A 24,180-nucleotide genomic window follows, 5' to 3' on the forward strand; every position below is an offset into this window, starting at 1 on the left:
GACGGTCACTGCCCCATCACGACTTGGCCAGGAAGTCCGACAGGTCGTCGGCGTGTTCCTCTTCCACCGCCAGGATCTCCTCCAGCAGGCGGCGCGTGGTGGAATCCTGTTCACCGATGTATTCGATCATCTGGCGATAGCTGTCGATGGCGATGCGCTCGGCGATCAGGTTTTCCTTGATCATCTCTTCCAGCGAATTGCCTTCGACGTATTCCGAGTGGCTTCGCTCCAGCAGGCCCTTGGGCGACAGGTTCGGCTCGCCGCCGAGCTGCACGATGCGCTCGGCCAGCTTGTCGGCATGTTCCTGTTCCTGCGCCGCGTGCTCGGCGAATTCCGCGGCGACGGGCTCGGCGTTCAAGCCGCGAGCCATGAAGTGGTGGCGCTTGTAGCGCAGCACACAGACCACCTCCGTGGCCAGCGCTTCGTTCAGCAGCTTCAGCACGGTTTCGCGATCAGCCCGATAGGTATCGGTGATGGCGCCGGACTCGATGTCCTTGCGCGCCTTGGCGCGGATCGCCTGCACATCCATATCGAAAGGACGCTTGGCCTGCTGCGGGGTGCGGGTTGCTTGTTCCATATCGTAGGCTCCTCATAGTCCGTGAAAGCAGCACGACGCTGGACTTCCAGTCGTATTAGCAATCCCCAGTCTACCGGCCGTGCCGGAACATGCTGTGTCCAAACATTGCCCGCATCGCGAGTCCGACGGCGCCGCGCCCGGGCAAGGGTCCCTCTCAACCTTGCGTAAACTATCGGCTTCGCGAAAAGGCGGCGTGACGCAATCTGTAACGCGGCCGGCCCTCTGACCCCTTGTTTATGAATCTCAAGAATATCTGCGTGTATTGCGGTTCCAACCCCGGCACCCGGCCGGACTACGTCGAGCAGGCGCGTGTGCTGGCCCGTGAACTCGTCAAGCGCGACCTGGGCCTGGTGTACGGCGGCTCGGTGGTCGGCATCATGGGCGTGGTGGCCAACGAGGTGCTGGCCGCCGGCGGCCGCGTGATCGGCGTGATCCCGGAACTGCTGCTCAAGAAAGAACAGGCGCACCTGGGGCTGACGGAGCTGCACATGGTGCAGAACATGCACGAACGCAAGGCGATGATGATGGAGAAGGCCGACGGCTTCGTCGCCCTGCCAGGCGGCGCCGGCACGCTGGAAGAGTTTTTCGAGGTGTGGACCTGGGCGCAGCTCAACATGCACCAGAAGCCCTGCGGATTGCTCAACATCGCGGGGTATTACGATGCGCTGATGCAATTCATCAACCACTCCGTGGAAGAAGCATTTATCCGTCCCCAGCATCGCGACATGCTGGTGGTTGAGGAAGACCCCGCCTTGCTGCTGGATCGCTATGCCATTTACGAGCCGCCCAACATCACGAAATGGTTCGATCCGGTCAGAAAGCCCTGACCCCTACTCCCGACACCTGAACGGAAGCCCCTCGCAATGCCCACCGATTCGTTGATCCCCGCCTGCACCGAGTCCGTATTGCGCGACTATTTTCACGCCAAGGACGAGAACCGCCCCCATTACATGGCCCGCGCCTTCGCGCCGGACGCCGTGTTGAAGATGGCGCTGCGCACGCAGGCCATCGCCTTTCCGCCCGAGTCGCATGGCCTGGCCGCCATCACCGACACGCTGGTGCGCAAATTCGGCCAGACCTACGACAACGTCTACACCTTCTTTCTGTCGCGCCCCGAGGCGGACGCGCGCCTGCCCGATTACCAGTGCGACTGGCTGGTGGGCATGACGGAGAAGGCCACCGGCAACGTGCGCGTGGGCTGTGGCCGCTACGACTGGGTCTTCCAGCCCGACCCGTACCGCGCCAAGCGGCTGACCATCACGATCGAAACCATGGTGAACCTGCCCCCCGGCGACGCGGCGGCCGTGTTCGGCTGGTTGCTGGCCCTGGACTACCCGTGGACGAACGCCGCGCGCGTGGTGGCCGGCGCGCCGCCGCTTGAAGGGCTGGCGCCGGTCGTGCACTATCTCCTTCACCCGCACGGCGTTTAGGGACGGCGCAGGGCGCCTGCCAGCGTGCATGGCCCCTGCCCCGCCTGCCGGCACTGGATTCCAAGAATTGAAATACGACATTGCTGCATTCGACTTCGACGGGACTTTGGCGGACACCATGCCGTGGTTCAACGCCATCCTGAACACTGTCGCGGACAAATACCACTTCCGCAAGATCGACGCCTCGGAACGCGAAGCCCTGCGCAGCCGCGATGCCGGCGAAATCCTGAAGTACCTGAACATCCCGCTGTGGAAGCTGCCGGCGATCATGACGCACGTGCGCACGCTGATGCAGGAGATCGATCCCAGCGTCCAGCTGTTCGACGGCATTCCGCAAGCGCTCGCCCGCCTGAAGGCGAGCGGCCTGCGGCTGGCGATCGTCAGCTCCAATTCCGTCGAGAACGTCAAGCGCGTGCTGGGCGAGGAAACCGCGGCGCTGTTTGACGACTACGAATGCGGCACCGACCTCTTCGGCAAGGCCGCCAAGATCGACCGCCTGCTCAGGCAGCATGGCACGGCGCCCGAGCGCTTCCTGCTGGTGGGCGACGAAATGCGCGATATCGACGCCGCCCGCAAGGCCGGCGTGCGGGTCGGATCGGTTGCCTGGGGCTATAACCATGTCGACGCCCTGCGCGGCCGTGGCCCGGACGAACTGTTCCTGACCGTCGCAGACCTTTCCAACGCCCTGGCATAACGTCCCGTACCCATGCACATCGACCCCGCCCATCTGATTACCGACGCCCTCGCGCTGCAAGCGCTCTACGGTTCGCCCGGCGAAGCCTCCCTGAAAAAGGAAGTGGACCATGTGCACCCGCACTACCGCGCGTTCATCGAGGCCGCGCCTTTCGCGCTGCTGGCCACCGCGGGACCGGACGGGCTGGACGCCTCGCCGCGCGGCGACCCCGCCGGGTTCGTGGTGGTGCAGGACGAAAAGACGCTGCTGCTGCCCGACCGCCGCGGCAACAACCGCGTGGACAGCCTGCTCAACGTCATCGCCGATCCGCGCATAGCGCTGCTGTTCCTGGTGCCGGGCGTCGGCGAGACGCTGCGCGTCAATGGTACGGCGCGCATCAGCGTGGACCCGGCGTTGCTGGCGCGCTTCGAGATGGACGGCAAGCTGCCGCGTTCCGTGCTGGTCGTCGACGTGCACACCGTGTATTTCCAGTGTTCCCGGGCGCTGCTGCGCTCGCGCCTGTGGGATCCGCAGACGCAGATCGCGCGCACCGCGCTGCCCAGCGTGGGCCGGATCCTCTCCGACCTCACCGCCGGCACCTTCGACGGCGTCGCCTACGATCGCGACCTGCCAGCCCGCGTCGCCGGTTCACTCTACTGACCAGGAAACCTGCATGGCGCGCAATGTCGAAATCAAGGCCCGGGTCGATAGCCTGGAGGCCATCGTCCCCCTGGCTGCGGCGTTGTCCGGCAAGGAGCCCGCCCGTATCGACCAGGACGACACGTTCTTCGCATGCTCGACCGGGCGGCTGAAGCTGCGCGCTTTTTCGAACGGCACGGGCGAGCTGATCTTCTACCAACGCGCCGACGATACCGGCCCCAAGGAAAGTTTCTACGTGATAGCGCCCACGGACGCCCCCGACGCCCTGCGCGACACGCTTTCGCACGCCTATGGCGTGACCGGCCGCGTCAAGAAGCACCGGACGGTATTCATGGCCGGACGCACGCGCATCCACCTGGACCGGGTCGAAGGCCTGGGCGAATTCCTGGAGCTGGAGGTGGTGCTGCGCGAAGACGAAACCGTCGAGGCAGGAATGGAAGAAGCCCGCACGCTGATGGCCGGGCTGGGCGTCGCGCCCGAACAGTTGCTGTCGGGCGCCTACGTGGATCTGCTGGCGGCTACCCGCCAAGGGTGAGCCGGGCGGGCGGCAACGCTCAGGCCGGCTGCCAGCCGCGCACGAACACATCCACGGGCTGGCGCTTGCCGCCGGCCTTCTGCAGCTCCAGCAGGCGCAGCACGCCCTGGCCCGTGGCGATGTCGATCCCTGCCGCGTCCGCGCGCAGGACGCTGCCCGGCGCGGCCGTGGTGGTCTCGTCCAGCGCCTGGGCGCGCCAGACCTTCACGGCATCGGGCAGGCCGGGCAGGCGGATGCTGGCGCCGGGCACGGGGTTGAAGGCCCGCACGCGGCGCGCCAGCAACGCGGCCGGCTGGCTGCAATCGAGCGCGGCTTCGGCCTTGTCCAGCTTGGCCGCGTAGGTCACGCCCGCTTCGGGCTGCTTGCGCGGGGTCAGGCCACGGCCACCTTCGGCCAGCGCGGCCAGCGCCTCGACGATGGCTTCGCCCCCCGCCACCGCCAGCGCGTCATGCAACTGCGCCGCGTTGGTCTCGTCCGAAATCGGCACGATGCGTTCGAGCAGCATATCCCCCGTATCCAGCCCCTGGTCCATCTGCATGATGGTGACGCCGGTGCGCGCGTCGCCGGCTTCGATGGCGCGCTGGATCGGCGCCGCGCCGCGCCAGCGCGGCAGCAGGCTGGCGTGGATGTTCAGGCAGCCCAGGCGCGGCAGTTCCAGCACCCATTGCGGCAGGATCAACCCGTAGGCGGCCACCACCATCACGTCCGGCGCCACGCTTTCCAGCAGTTGGCGGGCCTCGGCGGCCTCGTCGGGATAGCGGCCGTCCAGCCGCAGGCTGCGCGGTTGGGCGACGGGGATGCCCGCCTCCACGGCCGCCTGCTTGACCGGGCTGGGCGTGAGCTTCAGGCCCCGCCCCGCGGGGCGGTCCGGCTGCGTCATGACGAGGGGGATTTCGTGGCCGGCCGCCCGCAGGGCGTCGAACGCGATACGGGCGAATTCCGGGGTACCGGCAAAGACGATGCGCATGGGGTTAAGGGCCGACCTACGCGCGCAAGGCTTCGCGCTCGGCCTTCTTGAGCTTGGTTTTGATGCGGTTCTGCTTGAGGTTCGACAGGTATTCCACGAACACCTTGCCTTCCAGGTGATCCAGCTCGTGCTGCACGCACACGGCCAGCAGGCCATCGGCCTCGAACTCGAACGGCTTGCCGTCGATGTCCAGCGCCTTGCAGCGGATGCGCGAGGCGCGCTCGACTTCGTCGTAGATGCCGGGAACGGACAGGCAGCCTTCTTCGTAGATCTTGTAGTCGTCGCTGCGCCAGGTGATCTCGGGGTTGATCAGGGTCAGCAGTTGATTGCTGTCCTCGGACACATCGATCACGACGACGCGTTCATGCACGTCGACCTGGGTTGCGGCCAGGCCGACGCCAGGCGCGTCGTACATGGTTTCCGCCATGTCGCGCACGAGCTGCCGGATGCGGTCATCGACCTCGGCGACCGGCTTGGCCTTTTTGTGCAAGCGCGGGTCCGGGTAGCGAAGGATGGGAAGTAAAGCCATTGAAAGGGGATCGCCAGAGTGATGCGTACACGAGAGTTTAATTCATTAGAGTATTGATTTCTAATAGTTTTCGGCTAATTCGGGGATTGCGGACATTGCCCCGGCACGCTTTTTTTCACAGGCGGCGCCCTTGCCTTGCCGGTCCCGCGCGTATCGATCCACCCCGCCGCCGCCGGCCTGCCCGGCGCGTGCGACACTCTCGGACCCACGACGCCTTTCTCGCGCCCGTTCCATGCCGCTTACGCAATCCTCCAACGAACTGTCCGCCTGGCTGCGGCTGTCCCTCGAACCGAATATCGGTTCCGCCACCGCCTGCATGCTTCTGAGCGCGCTGGGCCTGCCCGAGCAGATCTACGCGCAACGCGCCACGGCGCTTGCGCGCCATGTGCCCGACGCGCTGGCGCGGCAATTGGCGGCGCCCATGCCGGCAGACATGGCCGAGCAGGTGGCGCGGGCGCTGGAATGGGTGCAGGCCCCCGGCCGCCACATCCTGACCCTGGCCGATCCCACCTATCCGCAAAGCCTGCTGACGATCGCCGATCCGCCGATCCTGCTCTACGTGGCGGGTGATCCCGCGTTCCTGCAGGGGCCGTCGCTGGCGGTCGTGGGCGCGCGCAATGCGACGCCGGGCGGACAGGAAAACGCGCGTGCCTTTGCCCGACACCTTGCGGCGAACGGCTGGCGCGTCGTCAGCGGCCTGGCGCTGGGCATCGACGCCGCCGCGCATGAAGGCGCGCTGGATGCCGGCCCCGACGGCGCCGGCACCGTGGCGGTCATGGGCACGGGCATCGATCGCGTCTACCCGGCCAGCCACCGCGACCTGGCGCATCGCATCGCGGCGCATGGGGCGCTGGTGTCCGAACTGCCCCTGGGCACCGGCGCGCGGCCCCAGCACTTTCCCAAGCGCAACCGCATCGTCGCGGGCCTGGCGCGCGGCGTCCTGGTGGTCGAGGCCGCCAAGCAAAGCGGGTCGCTCATCACCGCCCGGCTGGCGGGCGAGAGCGGCCGCGAAGTCTTCGCCATCCCGGGCTCGATCCATTCGCCACTGTCGCGCGGCTGCCATGCGCTGATCCGCCAGGGCGCCAAGCTGGTGGAGACCGCCGCCGACATCACCGACGAACTGGGCGGCGGGCCGACGCCGGCGCAGGCCCCGCGCACCGAGCCCTCCCCCGCGCGCGCCGCCCATCCGGTGCTGGATGCGCTGGGCTACGACCCGCTGCACCTGGATGCCATCCAGGCGCGATGCGGGCTCGATACCGCCGTGCTGCAGGCGCAACTGCTCGACCTGGAATTGCAGGGCCGCATCGCCCGGCTGGACGATGGCCGCTACCAGCGTTTGCACTAGGGCCGCAGCGGCGCCGCATGCGATGGCGCTAATATGGGCGATGGCGCCGCGGCCTCGCCGCGCCGGTCATCCCATACCGAAACAGGAAGAGACATGGCATTGCCCTCCCGCGTAAAGATCGTCGAGGTGTCGCCTCGCGACGGCCTGCAGAACGAAAAGGAATTCGTCCCCACCGACATCAAGGTTGAACTGGTCAACCGCCTGAGCGCCGCGGGCTTTCCCAATGTGGAAGCCGCCTCGTTCGTCTCGCCCAAATGGGTGCCGCAGATGGCCGACGGCGCAGACGTGATGGCACGCATCGAGCGCCGCCCCGGCACCATCTACTCGGTGCTGACCCCCAACATGAAGGGCTTCGAAGGCGCATTGGCCGCCCGCGCGGACGAAATCGTGATCTTCGGCGCGGCGTCCGAAGCCTTCTCCCAGAAGAACATCAACTGTTCCATCGCCGAATCCATCGCGCGTTTCGAACCCGTGGTCCAGGCCGCCCGCGAGGCCGGCATCCGCGTGCGCGGCAGCATCAGCTGCGCGCTGGGCTGCCCCTACCAGGGCGAAGTTCCCGTCGAAGCCGTGGTGGACGTGGCGCAACGCTACCTGGCAATGCAGGTCGACGAGATCGACGTGGCCGACACCATCGGCGTGGGCACGCCCAAGCGCGTGCGCGAAGTGATGGCCGCCGTGACCCGCGTGGTCGACCCGGCGCGCGTGTCCGGCCATTTCCACGACACCTACGGCCAGGCGCTGGCCAACATCCTTGCGGCGCTGGAAACGGACATTTCCATCTTCCACACCTCGGTGGCCGGCCTGGGCGGCTGCCCCTACGCAAAGGGCGCCACGGGCAACGTCGCGACCGAAGACGTGCTGTACATGCTGCGCGGCCTGGACATCGACACGGGCGTGGACTTCGACGCCGTGGTCGACATCGGGCAATGGATGTCGGGACACCTGAACCGCAAGGGTTCCAGCCGCGCCGGCAACGCCATCGCCGCCAAGCGTGCCGCCTGATCCGGTCCGCATGACCACGCCCAATGCCGACCCCGCGCCTGAAGACCTCCCGGCGCTGCTCCGCGCCATCGGCCCGCTGCCCCTGTCGGGCCAGGCCTGGCCGGACTGGGTGCGCATCCTGACCTGGGTGCTGCTGGCGATCCTGGGCGTGCAGGTCGTGACCACCGCGATCCGCGCGCCCGCACAGCCCTTCGATACGCTGCTGGCGGTGGCGGTGGTGCTGTGCTTTGTGGCGCTGCTGTTCGTGTCCTGGCACATGCAGACGTCCATCACCACCATCGACGAACACGGCCTGCGCCAGACCTGGTTCACGCGGCGCGAGGTGGCATGGGAAGACGTGCGTTACGCGCGCTTCGTGCCCATGGTGTTTTCAAAGCGGCTGGTGGTGTTCACGCGCCGCGGCAAACCGGTGATCTTCCAGGGCGGCACGCGGGAACTGCGCGCCGCCTTCGTGAAGATCGCGCAGGTTTATCGGCGCGGATAGGCAAAACGAAACGCCCTGGGTTCGTCAGCGGATCGGCAGCGCGTACATCAATCCGCCCTGCGTCCATTGCGCATTCAGGCCGCGCTTGATCTTGAGCGGACTGCCCTCGCCCACGTTGCGCTCGAAGCTTTCGCCGTAGTTGCCCACCTGCTTGACGATGTTGTAGGCCCATTTTTCATCCAGCCCCAGGTTGGCGCCGCTGCCGGGCGTCACGCCCAGGATGCGCTTGATGTTGGGGTTGGCGCTTCGGGTCTGTTCATCCACGTTCCTGGACGTCACGCCGTACTCTTCGGCTTCGATCATGGCCGACAGCGACCAGCGGACGATGTTGAGCCAGGCGTCGTCGCCCTGGCGCACGAAGGGGCCCAGCGGCTCCTTGGAGATGATCTCGGGCAGCACCACATAGTCGTCCGGATTCTGCAGCTTGGAGATGCGGATCGACGCCAGGCCCGAGGCGTCCGTCGAGAACACGTCGCAGCGCCCGGAGGCGAAGGCATTGACCACTTCGTTGAAGGTCTCGATGACGACGGGCTTGTACGTCACGTTGTTGGCGCGCGCCCAGTCGGCAAGGGTGTTTTCGTTGGACGTGCCGGTCTGCAGGCAGATCGTGGCGCCGTTGATCTCCTTGGCGCTCTTCACGCCCAGCGACTTCGGCACCAGGAAGCCCTGGCCGTCGTAGAAATTGATGCCGGCGTGGATGATGCCCAGCGCCGTGTCGCGCTGCTGCGTCACGGTGGTGTTGCGCGTCAGCACGTCGATCTCGCCGGATTGCAGCGCGGTAAAGCGCTGCTGCGAATTGAGCGGCACCACCTTGATCTTGTCCGCGTCGCCGAAGACCGCCGCGGCCACCGCGCGGCACAGGTCCACGTCCAGGCCCTGCCACTTGCCTTGCGCGTCGGGCGCGGAGAATCCCGCGAAGCCCGTGGTCGTGCCGCAAGCCACGGCGCCGCGCTGCTTCACGACGTCCAGCGTCGCCGCCTGAGCTCCCTGCGCCGCCGCCAACAACAGCGCCGCGCCTACCCACCCTTTTGCAATGTTCATGACCTGGATTCCTGTTCCGCTACCGGGCGCGAACGCGCGCCGAGGCAAGAAGCTTATCGACATGAAGCGCCCCCGCCAAATAACGGGCGCTTATTTGGGTATGCCCGGCATGCCGGGACTTGCCGCCGGCTCGCGCCGGCGGGCAAGTGCGGAAAGGATAGCAATGCGAGGCAGGCGCGACGCTGCGCGGGGTCAAGCCGCCAGCGAAATGGACACCGGCTCGTTGGCCTGGCACGCGTCCAGCGCGCGGCCCAGGCGGACCATGCCCTGCGCGATCTGGCTTTCGTTCATGGTCGCGAACGACATGCGCATGGCGTAGAGGTCCGCCTGCGCCGCATCGGCGTAGAACGCCTTGCCGGGCACGTAGACCACTTCATGCTCGATGGCATACGGCAGCAGGCGCGTGGCGTCCACGTCGCCCGTCAGGCGCGCCCAGAAGAACATGCCGCCCTCGGGCTTGCTGAACGTGATGCGGCCGTCGAGTTCGCGCGCCAGGGCCTCGGCCATGGCCGTGCAGCGCAGCCCATAGGCGGCGCGGATGCGCGGCACGTGTTCGTCGTATCGGCCATTGGCCAGGTACTGCGCCACGATTTCCTGGATCCAGGCCGAGGACGCCATGTCGTCGGCGGCCTTGGCGCCGACGCAGCGGCGGCGGATCTCGGGCGGGGCGACCAGCCAGCCGATGCGCAGCGCCGGGGCCATGGTCTTGGACATGCTGGCCAGGTACACGGCCCAGTGGCGCGCCTCGCCTTCGGCCAGCGCCGCGATGGGCGGCACGGCTTCGCCGGCAAAGCGCAGCTCGCTGTAGGGATCGTCCTCCACGAGGAGGAAGCGGTGCTTGACGGCCAGTTCCAGCAGGCGCAGGCGTCGCTGGCGCGAGATGGTGGCGCCGCAGGGATTGGAGAACGAAGCGACGACGCAGACCATCTTGGGCTTCACGCGCGCAGCCAGCTCGTCCAGCGCATCCACGTCGATGCCGTCGGGGCCCGAAGGCACGGTGTGCACCGTGGCGCCCGTGTAGCGCAAGGCCTGCACGGAATTCGGGAAAGCCGGCGATTCGATGATGGCGTGGTCGCCGGGCTGCAGCATCACGCGCGTGAGCAGCGCCAGCGCCTGCTGCGATCCGCCCGTCACGGCGAGTTCCGTGTCGGCGTTGCAAACCAGGCCGCGGGCCGCGGACAGCCGCGCCAGCTCATGCCGCAGGCTGGCCTGGCCGTCGATGTTGGAGTACTGCAGGCACGTGCCCAGCCGGGCCATGACCTGGGTGGACGCGATCGACAGGCCGTCGACGTCGAACAGCTCCTGCGCCGGATATCCGCCGGCCAGTGAAATGGTGCCCGGACGCATGGCGTAGGGCATGAGCGATCGGATGGGCGAGGCGGGGGGATTCAGGAACGGCGTGGCAAAGGCGTATTCGGGCGCTGCACTGGACATGGCGGAAGGGCTGAGTAGGGAGGGGAGAACGTGTCGCCCGAATGGGCGGCGCCGGACGGCATAGAACTTTGAAATATAAACAAATCTCCGCAAATTCTAAGCCTGCCGCTCTGGCAGGGTCAACGACAGGGTCAAGGGCGCGGCCAGCGCCTGAAACCGCCCGCGTGGCGGGAGGTCCGGAGCACGTCCTACACTATGGGACATCCCGTTTTTGCCAGAGAGCTGCATGATCGCCGAAGACACCATGGCCGGGCGCCTCGCCCGGATCCAGCAACGCATCCGCGAGGCCTGCGAGCGCGCCGGCCGCCGCCCCGACAGCGTGACCCTGCTGCCCGTCAGCAAGACGTTCGGCGAGGACGCCCTGCGCGAGGCCATGGCGCTGGGCCTGACCCGTTTCGGCGAGAACAAGACGCAGGAGATCCGCCAGAAGGCCGACGCGCTGGCGGGACACGGGCTGAAATGGGTGCTGATCGGCCACCTGCAGACCAACAAGGCCAAGGACGCCGCCCGCGACGCCGCGGAGGTGCAGTCCCTGGACCGCGTCGAACTGGCCGAGGCCCTGCACCGACGCCTGCAAAACGAGGGCCGGACCCTGGACGTGCTGGTGCAGGTCAAGACCTCTCCGGAACCCAGCAAATACGGCATGGCGCCCGAAGACGTTGCCCCCTTCCTGCGGCGCATCGCCGCGGACTTTCCCACGCTGCGCGTGCGGGGCCTGATGACGCTGGCCGTCAATTCGCCCGATCCGGCCCAGGTGCGCGCGTGCTTTCGCGCGCTGCGCGAACTGCGCGATCGCCTGGCGCAGGAGCGCATTGCCGGCGTTTCGCTGGACCGCCTGTCCATGGGCATGAGCGGGGACTTCGAACTTGCCATCGAAGAAGGCTCGACCGAAGTGCGTATCGGCTCGGCCATTTTCGGCGCACGCAGCTATCCGGACCCGCAATAAGCGGCTGGCGCGGGCATGGGCATTTGACGGGGCCCAAAGCGCGGCCCCCTTTTTGCGTAGGCGCAAGGCATAATAGCGACGCAAAAAAATGCGGCGCAAAGTTGACGTCGATCAACGACGCGGGCGCCGCGCTCATGACACCCCGCACGAGGAGACACTCCATGCACAAGCATGCAAAGCGCCTGCTGGCGCTTGCCGCCCTGTCGCTGGCCGCCACCGCGGCCTGCGCCCAATCCTGGCCCACGCAACCGATCCGCTGGATCGTTCCCTATCCCGCCGGCGGCGGCACCGACGTGGTGGCGCGCACGGTGGCCAGCAGCCTGGAAAAGACGCTGGGCCAGACCATCGTGGTCGAGAACCGCCCCGGCGCGGGCACCATCATCGGCGCCACGGCCATCGCCCAGGCGGAGCCCAACGGCTACCTGGTCGGCACGGCCGACTCGGGCACGCTGGCCTTCAATTCGTCGCTGTACGCCAAGCTGTCCTACGATCCGGCCAAGTTCACCTATATCGGCGGGATCGCCAAGTTCCCGTTGCTCTTGGCCGTGAACGTCAACTCGCCGTACAAGACGGTCGAAGAGGTGATCGCCGCGGCCAAGAAAGATCCAGGCAAACTGACGTCGGCTTCGGCCGGCGCGGGCTCGCCGCATCACCTGGCGCTGGAACTCTTCAAGCAGCGCACGGGCGCCAACGTGCTGCACGTGCCGTACAAGGGCGCCGCGCCCGCCATCCAGGACTTGCTGGGCGGCCAGGTGGACATGATGTTCATCGACCTGGGCTCGGGCCTGCCCAACGTCAAGGCCGGCAAACTGCGCGTGCTGGCTGCCGCCACGCCGGATCGCGTGCCGGTGCTGCCGGACGTCCCGACCATGGCCGAACAGGGCGTGCCCAACTTCACGGCGTACGCCTGGCAAGGCCTGGTGGGCCCCGCCGGCCTGCCTGAAGCGGTGGTGAAAAAACTGTCGGCCGACCTGGACGCCACGCTCAAGTCGTCGGCGGTGTCGCAGAAGATGCTGGACATGGGCGTCATTCCCATGCCGATGTCGGCCCAGGACTTCAAGGCCTATTCCGAACAGGAGCGCGCCGCCTGGGCGGACGTCATCAAGAAGGCGAACATCAAGCTGGAGTGACGCCCCCGGCGTCACCCTGCCTTTCGCGCAAAAGCCGCGGTCCGACGACCGCGGCTTTTTTTGCAGGGGCGCCGCGCGGCGCCCCGCTCCGGGCTCAACCCGCCACGACGGGAATCTGCCGCGGCTGCGCCTCGCGCACGCGCGGGATGCGCAGCGTGAGCAGGCCCTGCTTCAGGCTGGCGCTGATCTGCGCGCGATCGAACTCCTGCCCCAGGCGGAACGCCCGGCGAAAGAGCGGCGCGCGCATTTCGCCCAACACCAGCCGCAGATCGCTGGGCGTCTCCACCGACGCTTCGCCCTCGATCTGCAGCACGTCGGCTTCGACGTTGATGCGCAGTCTCTCCTTGGATACGCCGGGCAGATCCGCCAGCAGGGTGATGCCTTCCTTGTCTTCGTAGATATCCACGGCCGGCACGGTCACGCCGCGCGCGTCGCGCTTTTCGGAAACCGCCCCTTCCGCGGGCACGGTCAGGTCTTTGCGTTCATTCATGATCGATACTCCTTTGCGGTTGCGGGCTGGTTCACTGCACGGTCACGGTACGGGGCTTGGCCGATTCCTTGCGCTTGATGGAAATGGCCAGGCAGCCGTCGGTGTAGCGCGCCTGCACGTTGTCGGGGTCCGCATCGGCGGGCAGTTCGATCACCCGCGTATAACGGCCCTGCGCGCGTTCCCGCGCGTAGTAACGGGCGCCCTCGGGCAGCTCCTGCGGCTTGCGTTCGCCGCTGATGGTGAGCAGGCTTTTTTCGATCGATACGTTCAGGGCGTCAGGCTCCATGCCGGGCACGAAGGCGACGACCTCGATGGAATCGCCCGACACGCCGACGTTGACCGGCGGAAAGTAGGCCTGCGGCGTGGCGCGCAAGGCAGCGGGCACGCCCGCGCCGCGCAGCACGCGGCCCATGTGTTCCTGGATGGCGTCGAACGCGGTCGCAAAGCCGCTGTCGCTGAATGGAAAATTGCTCATAAGGGTCTCCTCGAATGAAAAAAGGGACCGATACAGACACTAGGCAATCGCCACAATCACGACCGCAGGTCTGATCGCTTCAATCCCAGTATGGGATCGGTTTTTTGGGTTTCAAGAGGGCCGCGGAAGGGCGAAAAAAAACCGCGGCCATCGCTGGCCGCGGCTTCATTCGCACGAAAGACGTGTCGGGTTTAGACCAGGACCCGTTCGATCCCGCCCGCATTGGCGCGGCGCACGTAGTCTTCCATCCAGCCTTCGCCAAGGATGTGGCGCGCCATCTCGACCACGATGTAGTCGGCTTCCATGCCGGTGTCGCCTTCATAGCGCGACAGGCCCTGCAGGCACGACGGGCACGAGGTCAGGACCTTCACGTCGCCCGTGAAGCCGTCGCTGCGGATCGCGGCGTCGCCCTTGAGCAGCTCTTCCTGCTTGCGGAAGCGCACCTGCGTGGAGATATCGGGCCGGCTGACCGCCAGGGTGCCCGATTCGCCGCAGCAGCGGTCGCTCTTGACCGCGCCGTCGCCCACCAGCGCGCGCACGGTCTTCATGGGCTCCTGCAGCTTCATGGGGGTGTGGCAGGGGTCGTGGTACATGTAGCGCACGCCCTTGGCCCCTTCCAGCTTGATGCCCTTTTCCAGCAGGTATTCGTGGATGTCGATCAGCCGGCAACCCGGGAAGATCTTCTCGAATTCATAGCCCGCCAACTGGTCATAGCAGGTGCCGCAACTGACCACCACGGTCTTGATGTCCAGGTAGTTCAGCGTGTTGGCCACGCGGTGGAACAGGACCCGGTTATCGGTGATGATCTGCTCGGCCTTGTCCGTCATGCCGTTGCCGCGCTGGGGATAGCCGCAGCACAGGTAACCCGGCGGCAGCACGGTCTGCACGCCCGCATGCCACAGCATGGCCTGCGTAGCCAGGCCCACCTGCGAGAACAGGCGCTCGGAGCCGCAACCGGGGAAATAGAACACCGCTTCCGTATCGGCCGTGGTGGCCTTGGGATCGCGGATGATCGGCACGTAGTTCGCGTCTTCGATGTCCAGCAGCTTGCGCGCGGCCTGCTTGGGCAGCCCGCCGGGCATCTTCTTGTTCACGAAGTGCACCACCTGCTCGCGCAGCGGCGGCTTGCCCACGGTGGCCGGCGGCTTGGCGGTCTGCTTTTTCACCAGGCCCGAGAACAGATCGTGCGCGGCGCGCTGGACCTTGTAGCCCACGCCCACCATGGCCTTGCGGGTGGCGTTGATGGTGGCCGGATCCTTGGCGTTCAGGAAGAACATGGCGCTGGCCGTGCCCGGGTTGAACGACTTGCGGCCCATGCGGCGCAGCACGGCGCGCATGTTCATCGACACGTCGCCGAAGTCGATATCGACCGGACAGGGGTTGTAGCACTTGTGGCAGACGGTGCAGTGATCGGCCACGTCCTCGAATTCTTCCCAGTGCTTCAGGCTGACACCGCGGCGGGTCTGCTCTTCGTACAGGAAGGCTTCCACCAGCAGGGACGTCGCCAGGATCTTGTTGCGCGGCGAATACAGCAGGTTCGCGCGTGGCACGTGGGTGGCGCACACGGGCTTGCACTTGCCGCAGCGCAGGCAGTCCTTGATCGACTCCGAGATGGCGCCGATGTCGCTCTGCTGCATGATGAGCGACTCGTGGCCCATCAGGTTGAAGCTGGGCGTCCAGGCGTGGCGCAGGTCGGCGCCGGGCATGAGCTTGCCGGCGTTGAAGTGGCCGTTGGGGTCCACGCGCCGCTTGTAGTCCTGGAACGGCGCCAGCTCGGCCTCGGTCAGGAACTCGTACTTGGTCAGGCCGATGCCGTGCTCGCCCGAGATCACGCCGTCCAGGTCGCGGGCGATCTGCATGATGCGCTCGACGGCCGCGTGGGCCTCGCGCAGCATTTCGTAGTCGTCCGAGTTGACCGGGATGTTGGTGTGCACGTTGCCGTCGCCGGCATGCATGTGCAGCGCGACGAATACCCGGCTCTTGAGCACGCGGCCATGGATGGCGACGAGCTCGTCGACGATCTGCTTGTAGGTGGCGCCCGAATAGGCGCGCTGCAGGCCGGCCAGCACCTCGGTCTTCCAGGAGACGCGGATCGTGCGGTCCTGCACCACTTCGAAGACGCGGGCCTCCGGTTGCGCCGCCAGGCGCGCGGTCAGCGTGTCACGCAGGTCGCCCAGGCCCAGGCCGTCGAGCTGCGGCAGCGCGTCGCCCAGCGGCAGGTCAAGGTTGTCCAGCAGCCACTGCCAGCGCTGGCGCGTGGCGGCCAGCAGTTCCATCGCCTGGCGCGTCCGCTCGGCCAGCGCTTCGGCGCGGGTGGCCTCGATGTCGGTGTCGTCCACCTTGCCCACGGGCAGGGGCGCGCACAGGTAGGCGTCCAGCTCGCCCAGGAGCTTGAGCTTGTTGCGGGTGGACAGCTCGATGTTGATGCGCTCGATGTGATCCGTGTATTCGCCCATGCGGGGCAGCGGGATCACGACGTCTTCGTTGATCTTGAAGGCGTTGGTGTGGCGGGCGATCGCGGCGGTGCGCGAGCGGTCCAGCCAGAACTTCTTGCGCGCCTCGGGGCTGACGGCCACGAAGCCTTCGCCGTGGCGCGTGTTGGCCAGGCGCACGACCTCGCTGGCGGCCACGGCGACCGCGTCTTCGTCGTCGCCGACGATGTCGCCGATCAGCACCATCTTGGGCAGGACGCCGCGCTTGCTCTTGGTGGCATAGCCCACGGCGCGCAGGTAGCGTTCGTCCAGATGCTCCAGGCCGGCCAGGATGGCGCCGCGCGCCTTGCCTTCGCCGTCCAGGTAGCCCTTGACCTCGACGATCGACGGGATGGCGTCGCGCGCCTGCCCGAAGAACTCCATGCAGACCGTGCGCGTGTGGCGCGGCATGCGGTGCAGCACCCAGCGCGCCGAGGTGATGAGGCCGTCGCAACCTTCCTTCTGGATGCCGGGCAGGCCGGCCAGGAATTTGTCGGTGACGTCCTTGCCCAGGCCTTCCTTGCGGAAGACGCGGCCATGGATCTCCAGCGTCTCGGTCTTGAGCAGGCGTTCGCCGGGCTTGCCCTTGCCGTCGAACCACTTGAGCTCGAAACGGGCCACTTCCACGTCATGGATCTTGCCCATGTTGTGGTCCAGGCGCGTGACTTCCAGCCAGTTGCCGTCCGGATCGACCATGCGCCACCAGGCCAGGTTGTCCAGCGCGGTGCCCCAAAGCACGGCCTTCTTGCCGCCGGCGTTCATGGCGATGTTGCCGCCCACGCAGGAGGCCTCGGCCGAGGTCGGGTCCACGGCGAAAACGAAACCGGCCGCCTCGGCCGCTTCGGAGACGCGCTTGGTGACCACGCCGGCGCCGGCGTGGATGACGGCCACGGGCTCGGTGAGGCCGGGCAGGATACAGGACTCGACCTTGCCCAGCTTGTCGAATTTCTCGGTGTTGATGACCGCCGACTTCCAGGTCAGCGGAATGGCGCCCCCGGTATAGCCGGTGCCGCCGCCGCGCGGCACGATCGTCAGGCCCAGTTCGATACAGGCGGTGACCAGCGCGGCGATTTCGTCTTCGCTGTCCGGCGTCAGCACCACGAAGGGGTACTCCACGCGCCAGTCCGTCGCGTCCGTCACGTGCGACACCCGCGACAGGCCGTCGAACTTGATGTTGTCGCGCGCCGTGATGCGCCCCAGCACCTTCTGCGCCTGCTTGCGCATCATGGCGGTCTGGTCGAACTCGCCTTCGAAGGCGGCGATGGCGGAGCGGGCGCGGGCCAGCAGCCCGACGACCTTTTCGTCGCGATGCGGATCGTGGCCGGCTTCGGCGGGCGCGCCGGGCTCGCGGCGCTTGTCGATTTCGCCCAGGCGGTGATGCAAGGCTTCGATGAGCTGCTTGCGGCGCTTGGGGTTGTCGAGCAGGTCATCCTGCAGATAGGGGTTGCGACGCACGACCCAGATATCGCCCAGCACTTCGTACAGCATCCGGGCCGAACGGCCGGTGCGGCGTTCGCCGCGCAGGTCGGTCAGCAGGCTCCAGGCGTCTTCGCCCAGCAGCCGGCCCACGATTTCGCGGTCGGAAAACGACGTGTAGTTGTAGGGGATTTCGCGCAAGCGCGCGGGTGTTGCGGGCGGCATCGCCCCGTTCAAGATGTGGCTGGCGAGAGGGGCGTTCATGGCGGCAAGAGGGGGCCCTTAAAAAAGTATTTTATGCCATTGTCCCGACTTGACCCCTAATATCCCTGCCAAGCCGTCCAAAGGCGCTATCGGAACGGCGTGCACCGTCCCTTTTTAAGCACGGCGTCAGCGCTAGATTTTTCCGGGAAAGAACCAGAGCAGTCCGGCCGTCATGAACAGATAGCGCATGAATTTGCCGATCGTCATGTAAAGCACGCAAGGCCAGAAGGACAGGCGCAGCCAGCCGGCGACCGCGCACAAGGGATCGCCCACGGCGGGCAGCCAGGACAGCAACAGGGCGGGGGGCCCCATGCGATGCAGCAAGTCGTGGGCGCGCTCGTGCCAGCGGCCGCGCATGCGCCCGCCTTCGGTCGCCTTGGGATGCGGATGGGGGTGCTTTTCCTTCCAGCGCTCGACCGCCTTTTCCGCGCCCAGCCCCATGGCGTAGCTGATGGCCCCGCCCACGGTGTTGCCCAGGGTCGCCACGAGGATGGCGGGCCAGAACATGTCCGGCGAAAGCTTGATGTACCCGAACACCGCCGGCTCGGAGCCCAGCGGCAGCAGCGTCGCGGACACGAGCGAGACGGTGAAGATGGCCGGCAGGCCCACCGAGGGCAAGGCCAGCACGCCGAGGAGCCAATTGACTGCGGATAGGAGACTTTCTTCCATGGTGGCGGCAGTGTAGCCGCGGGAAACCGGGAAGGCGACACGCATTCCCTGCAATAATCTCGGCCAGTCCTCACTCTTGCCCAGTCGCGCGGCCCATGTCCACTGATTATCTGAAACGCATTCTGACTTCCAAGGTTTATGACGTCGCGGTCGAATCGCCGCTGGAGGTGGCGCCGCTGCTGTCCCAGCGGATGTCGAACACGATGCTGCTCAAGCGCGAGGATACGCAGGCGGTGTTCAGCTTCAAGCTGCGCGGCGCCTACAACAAGATGGCCAACCTGAGCCCGGCGGCGCGCAATCGCGGCGTCATCGCGGCCTCGGCCGGCAACCACGCCCAGGGCGTCGCCCTGGCGGCCAGCCGCCTGGGCTGCCGCGCCGTGATCGTCATGCCCACGACCAGCCCGCAGGTCAAGATCGACGCGGTGCGCCGGCTGGGCGGCGAGGTCGTGCTGGCGGGCGAGAGCTTCTCGGACGCCTACGCGCATGCGCAGGTGCTGGAAAAGAAAGAGAAACTGACCTTCGTCCACCCCTTCGACGATCCCGACGTGATCGCGGGCCAGGGCACGGTGGGGATGGAGATCCTGCGCCAGCACCCGGGCCCCATCGACGCGATCTTCGTGGCAATCGGCGGCGGCGGCCTGATCGCCGGCGTGGCGACGTACATCAAGCAGCTTCGTCCCGAGATCAAGATCATCGGGGTGCAGACCGAGGACTCCGACGCCATGCTGCGCAGCGTACGCGCGGGCCGGCGGGTGCAGTTGAACGACGTGGGCCTGTTCTCGGACGGCACGGCGGTCAAGATGGTGGGCGCCGAAACCTTCAAGCTGGCGCGCAAGTACGTGGACGATTACGTGGTGGTCAACACGGATGCGATCTGCGCCGCCATCAAGGACGTCTTCCAGGACACGCGCAGCGTGCTGGAGCCGGCCGGCGCGATGGCCGTGGCCGGCGCCAAGCAGTACGCGGCCGAACACCACCTGAAGAACAAGACGCTGGTCGCCATTGCCTGCGGCGCCAACATGAACTTCGACCGCCTGCGCTTCGTCTCCGAACGCGCGGAGGTCGGCGAAATGCGCGAGGCCGTCTTCGCGGTCACCATGCCCGAGCAGCGCGGGAGCTTTCGCCGCTTCTGCGAACTGGTGGGCGAACGCAGCGTCACCGAGTTCAACTACCGCATCTCGGACGCGGACCGCGCCCATGTGTTCGTTGGCATCCAGGTCTCGTCCGCGTCCGAACCGGACAAGATTGCGGCGAACTTCCGCCGCCACGGCTTCGACACGCTGGACCTGACCCACGACGAAATGGCCAAGACCCACCTGCGCCACATGGTGGGCGGGCGGTCGGCGCTGGCGCGCAACGAACTGCTGTACCGCTTTGAATTCCCCGAGCGTCCGGGCGCGCTGATGCGCTTCCTGAACGCGATGAATCCCGACTGGAACATCAGCCTCTTCCATTACCGCAACCAGGGCGCGGACTATGGCCGCATCCTGATCGGCATCCAGGTGCCGCCCGCGGACAAGAAGCAGTTCCGCAGCTTCGTGGCGGAACTGGGCTATCCGCACTGGAACGAGACCGACAACCCGGCCTACAAGCTGTTCCTGTAGCGCCGGCGCCAGAAAGCGAGAGGGCCTCCTTGCGGAGGCCCTTCCCTTCTGTGCTCAAGTCACGCCCGGCCGAACCCAATCAGGGGGGGGTTCGCTGTCACTCGGCGGCCCACGGAGAATGGGCCGCGCATTCAGCAAGGTCCAGCCGGACGTTCCGTCGCTTAGAAACGGTGGCGCACGCCGACGGCGACAGCGGTGTCGGTGGCGTCGTGCTGGAACGCGTAGTTGTCGCCGTAGGAGGCGTACGCGTACAGGTTGGTGCGCTTGGTGAAGTCGTAGGTGTAGCCCAGGCTGTAGACGTTGAACGTCGCATCGTCGCCCGTCAGCTTGTCGTTGCTGGCGGTCGCGCGCTGCCACGAACCGAACACGGCATGGCGGCCCATCGGCACGGTCGCGCCGATCATGTACGAATTGGCGCGGAAGCCATCAGCCAGCTTGAACGAGCCCAGGGTGTTCATGCCGTCGGGGGTGGTGCCCATGTTCTGGCCGACGAACCAGCCGTCGCGCGTCTGGCCGAAGGCGGCCGCGAGCTTCACCACTTCAAAGTCGTACGTGCCGCCGACGATGTATTCCTGGATGCGCGCCGCATCCTTGCCTCCGACGCGGTTGTTGGACGGATTGAAGCGGTCATACGACGCGGCCAGGTTCAGCGGGCCGTTGACGTATTGCACGCCGGCGGTGATCACCCGGTTGTTGTTGCCCGTGGCGAAGCCGGTTTGCGTCGTGTCGCTGACGGTGTCGTCGGCGCTGAACGAATAGCCGATGCCCGCCTTGAAGCCGCTCAGGCTGGGGGTCTGGTACAGCACCATGTTGTCCAGGCGCATCGTGTTGGCGCTGCCGAACGTGGTGCCCATGTTGGCGGTGTTGTAGCTGGTCGAGAACGGATCGATCGAGCCGAAGTACTTGGAGGCCAGGTTGGTCTGGCGGCCGAATTCCAGGCGACCCCAGGAATCGCTGTCCAGGCCCACGGTGGCCTGCCGGCCGAACAGGCGGTTGCTTTGCAGCGACTTGCCGTTCATGGGTCCGAAGCCGCCTTCCAGGGTGAACACGGCGCGCAGGCCGTCGCCCAGGTCTTCCGTACCGCGCAGGCCAAAGCGCGAGCCGCTGCTCACGCCCTGCACGCCGCCGAAGCGGCTCTGCGAATCGCCCTTGAACTTCACTTTTTCGTAACCGACACCGGCGTCGATCAAGCCGTACAGCGTCACGGAATCGGCGGCTTGCGCGGCGCCGGCAAAGCCTGTCAGCAACGCGACGGCCAAAAACGTCTTCTTCATTTGAATCCCCAAAATGGCGAGATGAAAGGCACTTTGCAGGGCGCCGCGACCCACGGCGCGATCCTGCATGCCGCTGCAATCGATCGAGCGGCGCATGCACTGAAGCTAGTGTCCAGCTTGCAGCGCGCCGCAGTAACCAGCATTTCGACGAACTACTTTCCACGGTTGGGATAATGACGGGGTGCTGAACGCGCCCCGCATTTGAAGAATCCAGCTAACGCGTTGATAACGAATACGAATTTTTACTCACAAAACCCGAAGCCTTGCCTGCAAGGATGCGCCGGGATCGTTCTGGCCGACAAGAGTAGTGCAGCCTGCGGAACAGTTTGTGCGGCGTAAAAGCCACACTATCGTGGACGGGGCGAACTCGCGGGAACAAAAAACCCCTTGGCGTCACAAGGGGTTCGTGCGGTGACCTCTCCGGGCGTATGGACTGCCGGCGCGTGAATCAGCGTCCTTGGGGCGGGTAGTCCAGTTCGCCGAACGTGTATTCGCCGCGCGCCTTGGCGTCGGCCAATTCCTGGCGGACCTGCTCGCGGCTCTTGCCACCGGCCGGCGCCACGGTCTTGGGCGGATAGTCCAGTTCGGCGGACGTCACCTGGCCCGCGGCCTTGGCGCTTTGCAGCTCCTGCTGGACCTGTTCGCGCGACAGGCTGGTGGTCTGGGCCACGGCCGGCGGGTAGTCCAGTTCGCCAAACGTGACGGTGCCTGCCGCCTTGGCGGCCTGCAATTCCTGCTGCACCTGTTCACGCGTCTTGCCATCGGCGTGAGCGGCGGACATGCCTGCGAGGGCGGCGGTAACCATGAGTGCGGTAGCTAGGGCTTTCACTTTCATTGAGATGACTCCATCCTAAACGTGCGCATCGCCATCTGCCAGGCTGACAGCGCCGATGTGACAATTTGATTGCTGGGACGAAGTATCTGGCGATCCGGGCCTAGTAAAAACCCTTATTTTGGTGAACATATTTGCACGGATGGGACAATTTCAAGTCGTATCCGTCCCGACTTGCGCACTTGCTGCGCACTTCCTGCGCACTTCCCGGGCGCTCCCGCCTGGCGCCCCGTGGCGGCAAGCCTTGCCGGCGTTCAGTTTTCCGCAATCTGCGTAACGGAAGATGACGCCGCCACGCGATGCAACCGTCATGCAGTGTGGAGAAATAGACATTTCTGCTGGCGGGACAATAATTCCATTTATCATACAAATCTGCCAGCAATGGAATTTTGAGTCTCGAGGGCCCCATGGACATTCAGCTTAACGACATCGCGCTATTCGTCGAGGTCGCCAAGCGCAAGAACTTCAGCCACGCCGCCGAGGCCCTGAATATCCCGACGTCCACGCTCTCGCGCCGCGTGAGCGAACTGGAACGCAGCGTGGGCATGCGCCTGCTCAATCGCAGCACGCGCAAGATCGATCTCACCGAGGCGGGCGCCATTTATTTCGAGCGCTGCCGGCACATCGTTGAAGAAGCGCGCATCGCGCACGACCAGTTGCTCGACATGGCGGTGCAGCCCAAGGGCCGCCTGCGCATCTCGCTGCCCAGCAGCCTGGCGCAGTTGTTCCTGCCCGCCGTGATCCGCGAGTTCCGCGAACAGCATCCCGACATCGAGTGCGACTTCGATCTGAGCATGCGCCCGATCGACCCCATCAGCAATCCGTTCGACCTGATCCTGCGTTTTGGGCAGCAGCCCGATTCCAGCCTGATCTCGCGCAAGATCGTGCTGATGGCGCACCAGCTCTACGCCTCCCCCGATTACCTGGCCCGCCACGGCGAACCGCGGGTGCCGGCGGATCTGTCGCACCACGAATGCCTGCGGCCGACGATGCGCGAAGACTCATCCTTCTGGATGCTCCATTCAGGCGACAAGGTGGAACGCGTGCAGGTATCGGGCCGCCTGTCGGCCAACAACGTGGGCATGCTGGGGCGTCTGGCCGGCCATGGGCTGGGCATCACGCCGCTGCTGGTGTTCGATGCGATGGAGCGCGCCATCAAGCAGGCGGGCCTGGTGCGCGTCCTGCCCGAATGGAGCCTGACTCCCCTGCCCCTCTTTGCGCTGCTGCCCTCGCGCATGCTGCCCGCCAAGACCAAGGCTTTCCTGGATTTCATCCAGCCCCGGCTGTCAGACGCTTAAGCCATGCACATGCGCGCGCCGGCGCGGGGACGCACCCCGTGCGCTACGCGCTACGGCGTCGTGTCCGCGCCGTACTGACAGACCGTGTAGAGCGGCGTGCCGGTGGCGGCCACCTTGGCGGAACCACCCAGATCCGGCAGGTCGATGATGGCGGCGGCTTCCACCACGTTGGCGCCCAGGCGCTGCAGCAGCTTGATGGCCGCGAGCATGGTTCCGCCCGTGGCGATCAGGTCGTCCACCAGCAGGACGCGCTGGCCCGTGCGCACCGAATCCGTGTGCATCTCGACGGCCGCGTTGCCGTATTCCAGCGAATATTCCTCGGCCACCGTGCGATACGGCAGCTTGCCCTTCTTGCGCACGGGCACGAAGCCCAGATTCAACTCATAGGCCAGCACGCTGCCGACGATGAAACCGCGCGCATCCACGCCCGCCACCAGATCCAGGCGTTGGCGCATGTAGCGATAGACGAAGAGATCGATCAGGACCCGGAACGCACGGGGATCCTGCAGCACCGGCGTAATGTCGCGGAAGGTGACACCGGGTTGAGGCCAATCCGGAACGCTGCGGATGGTGCGCCGGATGAACTCGGCGTTGTCGGTCTGCATGAAGTGCGTCCCTGAAGAGAATTGAAGCA

24 protein-coding genes are annotated in these 24,180 nt (G+C 66.3%); 12 read left to right on the forward strand and 12 right to left on the reverse strand.

The genetic code is table 11. From position 1 onward, the window contains the following. Positions 1-16 precede the first annotated feature (16 nt). Positions 17-577: a ferritin-like domain-containing protein gene (locus ACZ50Q_RS26550; protein ID WP_076518556.1), complete on the reverse strand. Its 561-nt coding sequence runs from the start codon at positions 575-577 to the stop codon at positions 17-19. Between the two features lie 236 nt (positions 578-813). Between ACZ50Q_RS26550 and ACZ50Q_RS26555 the strand changes: the two genes are divergently transcribed. From ACZ50Q_RS26555 to ACZ50Q_RS26575, 5 genes are all read left to right on the forward strand, one after another. After that, a complete protein-coding gene (locus ACZ50Q_RS26555; protein ID WP_076518555.1) occupies positions 814-1,404 on the forward strand; it encodes an LOG family protein in 591 nt (196 codons plus the stop codon). A gap of 36 nt (positions 1,405-1,440) precedes the next feature. Continuing rightward, positions 1,441-2,007, forward strand: coding sequence for a hypothetical protein (locus ACZ50Q_RS26560; protein WP_464080010.1), 567 nt, complete (start codon positions 1,441-1,443; stop codon positions 2,005-2,007). 67 nt (positions 2,008-2,074) lie between these two features. Beyond that, a complete protein-coding gene (locus tag ACZ50Q_RS26565) occupies positions 2,075-2,701 on the forward strand; it encodes an HAD-IA family hydrolase (protein WP_092579209.1) in 627 nt (208 codons plus the stop codon). Between the two features lie 12 nt (positions 2,702-2,713). Continuing rightward, positions 2,714-3,340: a pyridoxamine 5'-phosphate oxidase family protein gene (locus ACZ50Q_RS26570; protein ID WP_464080011.1), complete on the forward strand. Its 627-nt coding sequence runs from the start codon at positions 2,714-2,716 to the stop codon at positions 3,338-3,340. A 13-nt stretch (positions 3,341-3,353) separates the two neighbouring features. After that, positions 3,354-3,875 carry a class IV adenylate cyclase gene (locus ACZ50Q_RS26575; RefSeq protein WP_464080012.1) on the forward strand — a complete coding sequence of 174 codons (522 nt, stop codon included), beginning with the start codon at positions 3,354-3,356 and terminating at the stop codon, positions 3,873-3,875. Positions 3,876-3,894: 19 nt separating this feature from the next. Here ACZ50Q_RS26575 and fmt read toward each other — a convergent pair whose 3' ends face one another. Further along, entirely contained in the window at positions 3,895-4,842 is a 948-nt protein-coding gene (gene fmt, locus ACZ50Q_RS26580) for a methionyl-tRNA formyltransferase (RefSeq protein WP_464080013.1), read from the reverse strand. A 16-nt stretch (positions 4,843-4,858) separates the two neighbouring features. After that, positions 4,859-5,371 (reverse strand): peptide deformylase, encoded by a 513-nt coding sequence (def, locus tag ACZ50Q_RS26585; protein ID WP_076518549.1) that lies wholly within the window; start codon positions 5,369-5,371, stop codon positions 4,859-4,861. A gap of 232 nt (positions 5,372-5,603) precedes the next feature. On the opposite strand from def, the gene dprA reads away from it, so the two are divergent. From dprA to ACZ50Q_RS26600, 3 genes are all read left to right on the forward strand, one after another. Next, positions 5,604-6,716, forward strand: coding sequence for a DNA-processing protein DprA (dprA, locus tag ACZ50Q_RS26590; RefSeq protein ID WP_464080014.1), 1,113 nt, complete (start codon positions 5,604-5,606; stop codon positions 6,714-6,716). Between the two features lie 93 nt (positions 6,717-6,809). After that, a complete protein-coding gene (locus tag ACZ50Q_RS26595) occupies positions 6,810-7,718 on the forward strand; it encodes a hydroxymethylglutaryl-CoA lyase (RefSeq protein WP_092579215.1) in 909 nt (302 codons plus the stop codon). A 10-nt stretch (positions 7,719-7,728) separates the two neighbouring features. Then, entirely contained in the window at positions 7,729-8,202 is a 474-nt protein-coding gene (locus ACZ50Q_RS26600) for a hypothetical protein (protein ID WP_464080015.1), read from the forward strand. 24 nt (positions 8,203-8,226) lie between these two features. Here the strand turns inward: ACZ50Q_RS26600 and ACZ50Q_RS26605 are convergent, their stop codons facing one another. Both ACZ50Q_RS26605 and ACZ50Q_RS26610 read right to left on the reverse strand, forming a co-directional pair. After that, a complete protein-coding gene (locus ACZ50Q_RS26605; RefSeq protein ID WP_076518545.1) occupies positions 8,227-9,243 on the reverse strand; it encodes an amino acid ABC transporter substrate-binding protein in 1,017 nt (338 codons plus the stop codon). Between the two features lie 192 nt (positions 9,244-9,435). Continuing rightward, entirely contained in the window at positions 9,436-10,677 is a 1,242-nt protein-coding gene (locus ACZ50Q_RS26610) for an aminotransferase-like domain-containing protein (RefSeq protein WP_464080016.1), read from the reverse strand. A 226-nt stretch (positions 10,678-10,903) separates the two neighbouring features. Here ACZ50Q_RS26610 and ACZ50Q_RS26615 point away from each other — a divergent pair, with 226 nt between their 5' ends. Next, entirely contained in the window at positions 10,904-11,623 is a 720-nt protein-coding gene (locus ACZ50Q_RS26615) for a YggS family pyridoxal phosphate-dependent enzyme (protein ID WP_464080017.1), read from the forward strand. Between the two features lie 161 nt (positions 11,624-11,784). Beyond that, entirely contained in the window at positions 11,785-12,753 is a 969-nt protein-coding gene (locus ACZ50Q_RS26620) for a Bug family tripartite tricarboxylate transporter substrate binding protein (RefSeq protein ID WP_464080018.1), read from the forward strand. Positions 12,754-12,847: 94 nt separating this feature from the next. Here ACZ50Q_RS26620 and ACZ50Q_RS26625 read toward each other — a convergent pair whose 3' ends face one another. The 4 genes from ACZ50Q_RS26625 to ACZ50Q_RS26640 form a co-directional block, all read right to left on the reverse strand. Further along, complete coding sequence (locus ACZ50Q_RS26625; RefSeq protein ID WP_076518541.1) at positions 12,848-13,243, reverse strand: Hsp20/alpha crystallin family protein; 396 nt, start codon at positions 13,241-13,243, stop codon at positions 12,848-12,850. Positions 13,244-13,274: 31 nt separating this feature from the next. Beyond that, positions 13,275-13,718 (reverse strand): Hsp20/alpha crystallin family protein, encoded by a 444-nt coding sequence (locus ACZ50Q_RS26630; protein ID WP_092579223.1) that lies wholly within the window; start codon positions 13,716-13,718, stop codon positions 13,275-13,277. 191 nt (positions 13,719-13,909) lie between these two features. Further along, positions 13,910-17,869 carry a DUF3683 domain-containing protein gene (locus ACZ50Q_RS26635; protein ID WP_464080019.1) on the reverse strand — a complete coding sequence of 1,320 codons (3,960 nt, stop codon included), beginning with the start codon at positions 17,867-17,869 and terminating at the stop codon, positions 13,910-13,912. A gap of 132 nt (positions 17,870-18,001) precedes the next feature. Continuing rightward, positions 18,002-18,538: a YqaA family protein gene (locus ACZ50Q_RS26640; protein WP_076521907.1), complete on the reverse strand. Its 537-nt coding sequence runs from the start codon at positions 18,536-18,538 to the stop codon at positions 18,002-18,004. A gap of 95 nt (positions 18,539-18,633) precedes the next feature. Between ACZ50Q_RS26640 and ilvA the strand changes: the two genes are divergently transcribed. Beyond that, a complete protein-coding gene (ilvA, locus tag ACZ50Q_RS26645) occupies positions 18,634-20,142 on the forward strand; it encodes a threonine ammonia-lyase, biosynthetic (protein ID WP_464080020.1) in 1,509 nt (502 codons plus the stop codon). 161 nt (positions 20,143-20,303) lie between these two features. Here the strand turns inward: ilvA and ACZ50Q_RS26650 are convergent, their stop codons facing one another. Then, the gene (locus tag ACZ50Q_RS26650; RefSeq protein WP_076521906.1) at positions 20,304-21,416 is read right to left on the reverse strand and encodes a porin; all 1,113 of its coding nucleotides are present in this window, start codon (positions 21,414-21,416) and stop codon (positions 20,304-20,306) included. Between the two features lie 448 nt (positions 21,417-21,864). Beyond that, positions 21,865-22,251 carry a DUF4148 domain-containing protein gene (locus ACZ50Q_RS26655; protein WP_092579227.1) on the reverse strand — a complete coding sequence of 129 codons (387 nt, stop codon included), beginning with the start codon at positions 22,249-22,251 and terminating at the stop codon, positions 21,865-21,867. Between the two features lie 404 nt (positions 22,252-22,655). On the opposite strand from ACZ50Q_RS26655, the gene ACZ50Q_RS26660 reads away from it, so the two are divergent. Beyond that, positions 22,656-23,546, forward strand: coding sequence for a LysR family transcriptional regulator (locus ACZ50Q_RS26660; RefSeq protein WP_076518536.1), 891 nt, complete (start codon positions 22,656-22,658; stop codon positions 23,544-23,546). A gap of 50 nt (positions 23,547-23,596) precedes the next feature. Here the strand turns inward: ACZ50Q_RS26660 and ACZ50Q_RS26665 are convergent, their stop codons facing one another. Next, a complete protein-coding gene (locus ACZ50Q_RS26665) occupies positions 23,597-24,151 on the reverse strand; it encodes an adenine phosphoribosyltransferase (RefSeq protein WP_056319625.1) in 555 nt (184 codons plus the stop codon). Between the last annotated feature and the right edge of the window lie 29 nt (positions 24,152-24,180).

This window comes from Achromobacter sp. T5-5, from assembly GCF_055397965.1.

Coding starts and splice junctions, on each gene's coding strand:
- ACZ50Q_RS26550 (WP_076518556.1), bottom strand. CDS start 577: ATGGAACAAGCAACCCGCACCCCGCAGCAGGCCAAGCGTCCTTTCGAT.
- ACZ50Q_RS26555 (WP_076518555.1), top strand. CDS start 814: ATGAATCTCAAGAATATCTGCGTGTATTGCGGTTCCAACCCCGGCACC.
- ACZ50Q_RS26560 (WP_464080010.1), top strand. CDS start 1,441: ATGCCCACCGATTCGTTGATCCCCGCCTGCACCGAGTCCGTATTGCGC.
- ACZ50Q_RS26570 (WP_464080011.1), top strand. CDS start 2,714: ATGCACATCGACCCCGCCCATCTGATTACCGACGCCCTCGCGCTGCAA.
- ACZ50Q_RS26575 (WP_464080012.1), top strand. CDS start 3,354: ATGGCGCGCAATGTCGAAATCAAGGCCCGGGTCGATAGCCTGGAGGCC.
- fmt (WP_464080013.1), bottom strand. CDS start 4,842: ATGCGCATCGTCTTTGCCGGTACCCCGGAATTCGCCCGTATCGCGTTC.
- def (WP_076518549.1), bottom strand. CDS start 5,371: ATGGCTTTACTTCCCATCCTTCGCTACCCGGACCCGCGCTTGCACAAA.
- dprA (WP_464080014.1), top strand. CDS start 5,604: ATGCCGCTTACGCAATCCTCCAACGAACTGTCCGCCTGGCTGCGGCTG.
- ACZ50Q_RS26595 (WP_092579215.1), top strand. CDS start 6,810: ATGGCATTGCCCTCCCGCGTAAAGATCGTCGAGGTGTCGCCTCGCGAC.
- ACZ50Q_RS26600 (WP_464080015.1), top strand. CDS start 7,729: ATGACCACGCCCAATGCCGACCCCGCGCCTGAAGACCTCCCGGCGCTG.
- ACZ50Q_RS26605 (WP_076518545.1), bottom strand. CDS start 9,243: ATGAACATTGCAAAAGGGTGGGTAGGCGCGGCGCTGTTGTTGGCGGCG.
- ACZ50Q_RS26610 (WP_464080016.1), bottom strand. CDS start 10,677: ATGTCCAGTGCAGCGCCCGAATACGCCTTTGCCACGCCGTTCCTGAAT.
- ACZ50Q_RS26615 (WP_464080017.1), top strand. CDS start 10,904: ATGATCGCCGAAGACACCATGGCCGGGCGCCTCGCCCGGATCCAGCAA.
- ACZ50Q_RS26620 (WP_464080018.1), top strand. CDS start 11,785: ATGCACAAGCATGCAAAGCGCCTGCTGGCGCTTGCCGCCCTGTCGCTG.
- ACZ50Q_RS26625 (WP_076518541.1), bottom strand. CDS start 13,243: ATGAATGAACGCAAAGACCTGACCGTGCCCGCGGAAGGGGCGGTTTCC.
- ACZ50Q_RS26630 (WP_092579223.1), bottom strand. CDS start 13,718: ATGAGCAATTTTCCATTCAGCGACAGCGGCTTTGCGACCGCGTTCGAC.
- ACZ50Q_RS26635 (WP_464080019.1), bottom strand. CDS start 17,869: ATGAACGCCCCTCTCGCCAGCCACATCTTGAACGGGGCGATGCCGCCC.
- ACZ50Q_RS26640 (WP_076521907.1), bottom strand. CDS start 18,538: ATGGAAGAAAGTCTCCTATCCGCAGTCAATTGGCTCCTCGGCGTGCTG.
- ilvA (WP_464080020.1), top strand. CDS start 18,634: ATGTCCACTGATTATCTGAAACGCATTCTGACTTCCAAGGTTTATGAC.
- ACZ50Q_RS26650 (WP_076521906.1), bottom strand. CDS start 21,416: ATGAAGAAGACGTTTTTGGCCGTCGCGTTGCTGACAGGCTTTGCCGGC.
- ACZ50Q_RS26655 (WP_092579227.1), bottom strand. CDS start 22,251: ATGAAAGTGAAAGCCCTAGCTACCGCACTCATGGTTACCGCCGCCCTC.
- ACZ50Q_RS26660 (WP_076518536.1), top strand. CDS start 22,656: ATGGACATTCAGCTTAACGACATCGCGCTATTCGTCGAGGTCGCCAAG.
- ACZ50Q_RS26665 (WP_056319625.1), bottom strand. CDS start 24,151: ATGCAGACCGACAACGCCGAGTTCATCCGGCGCACCATCCGCAGCGTT.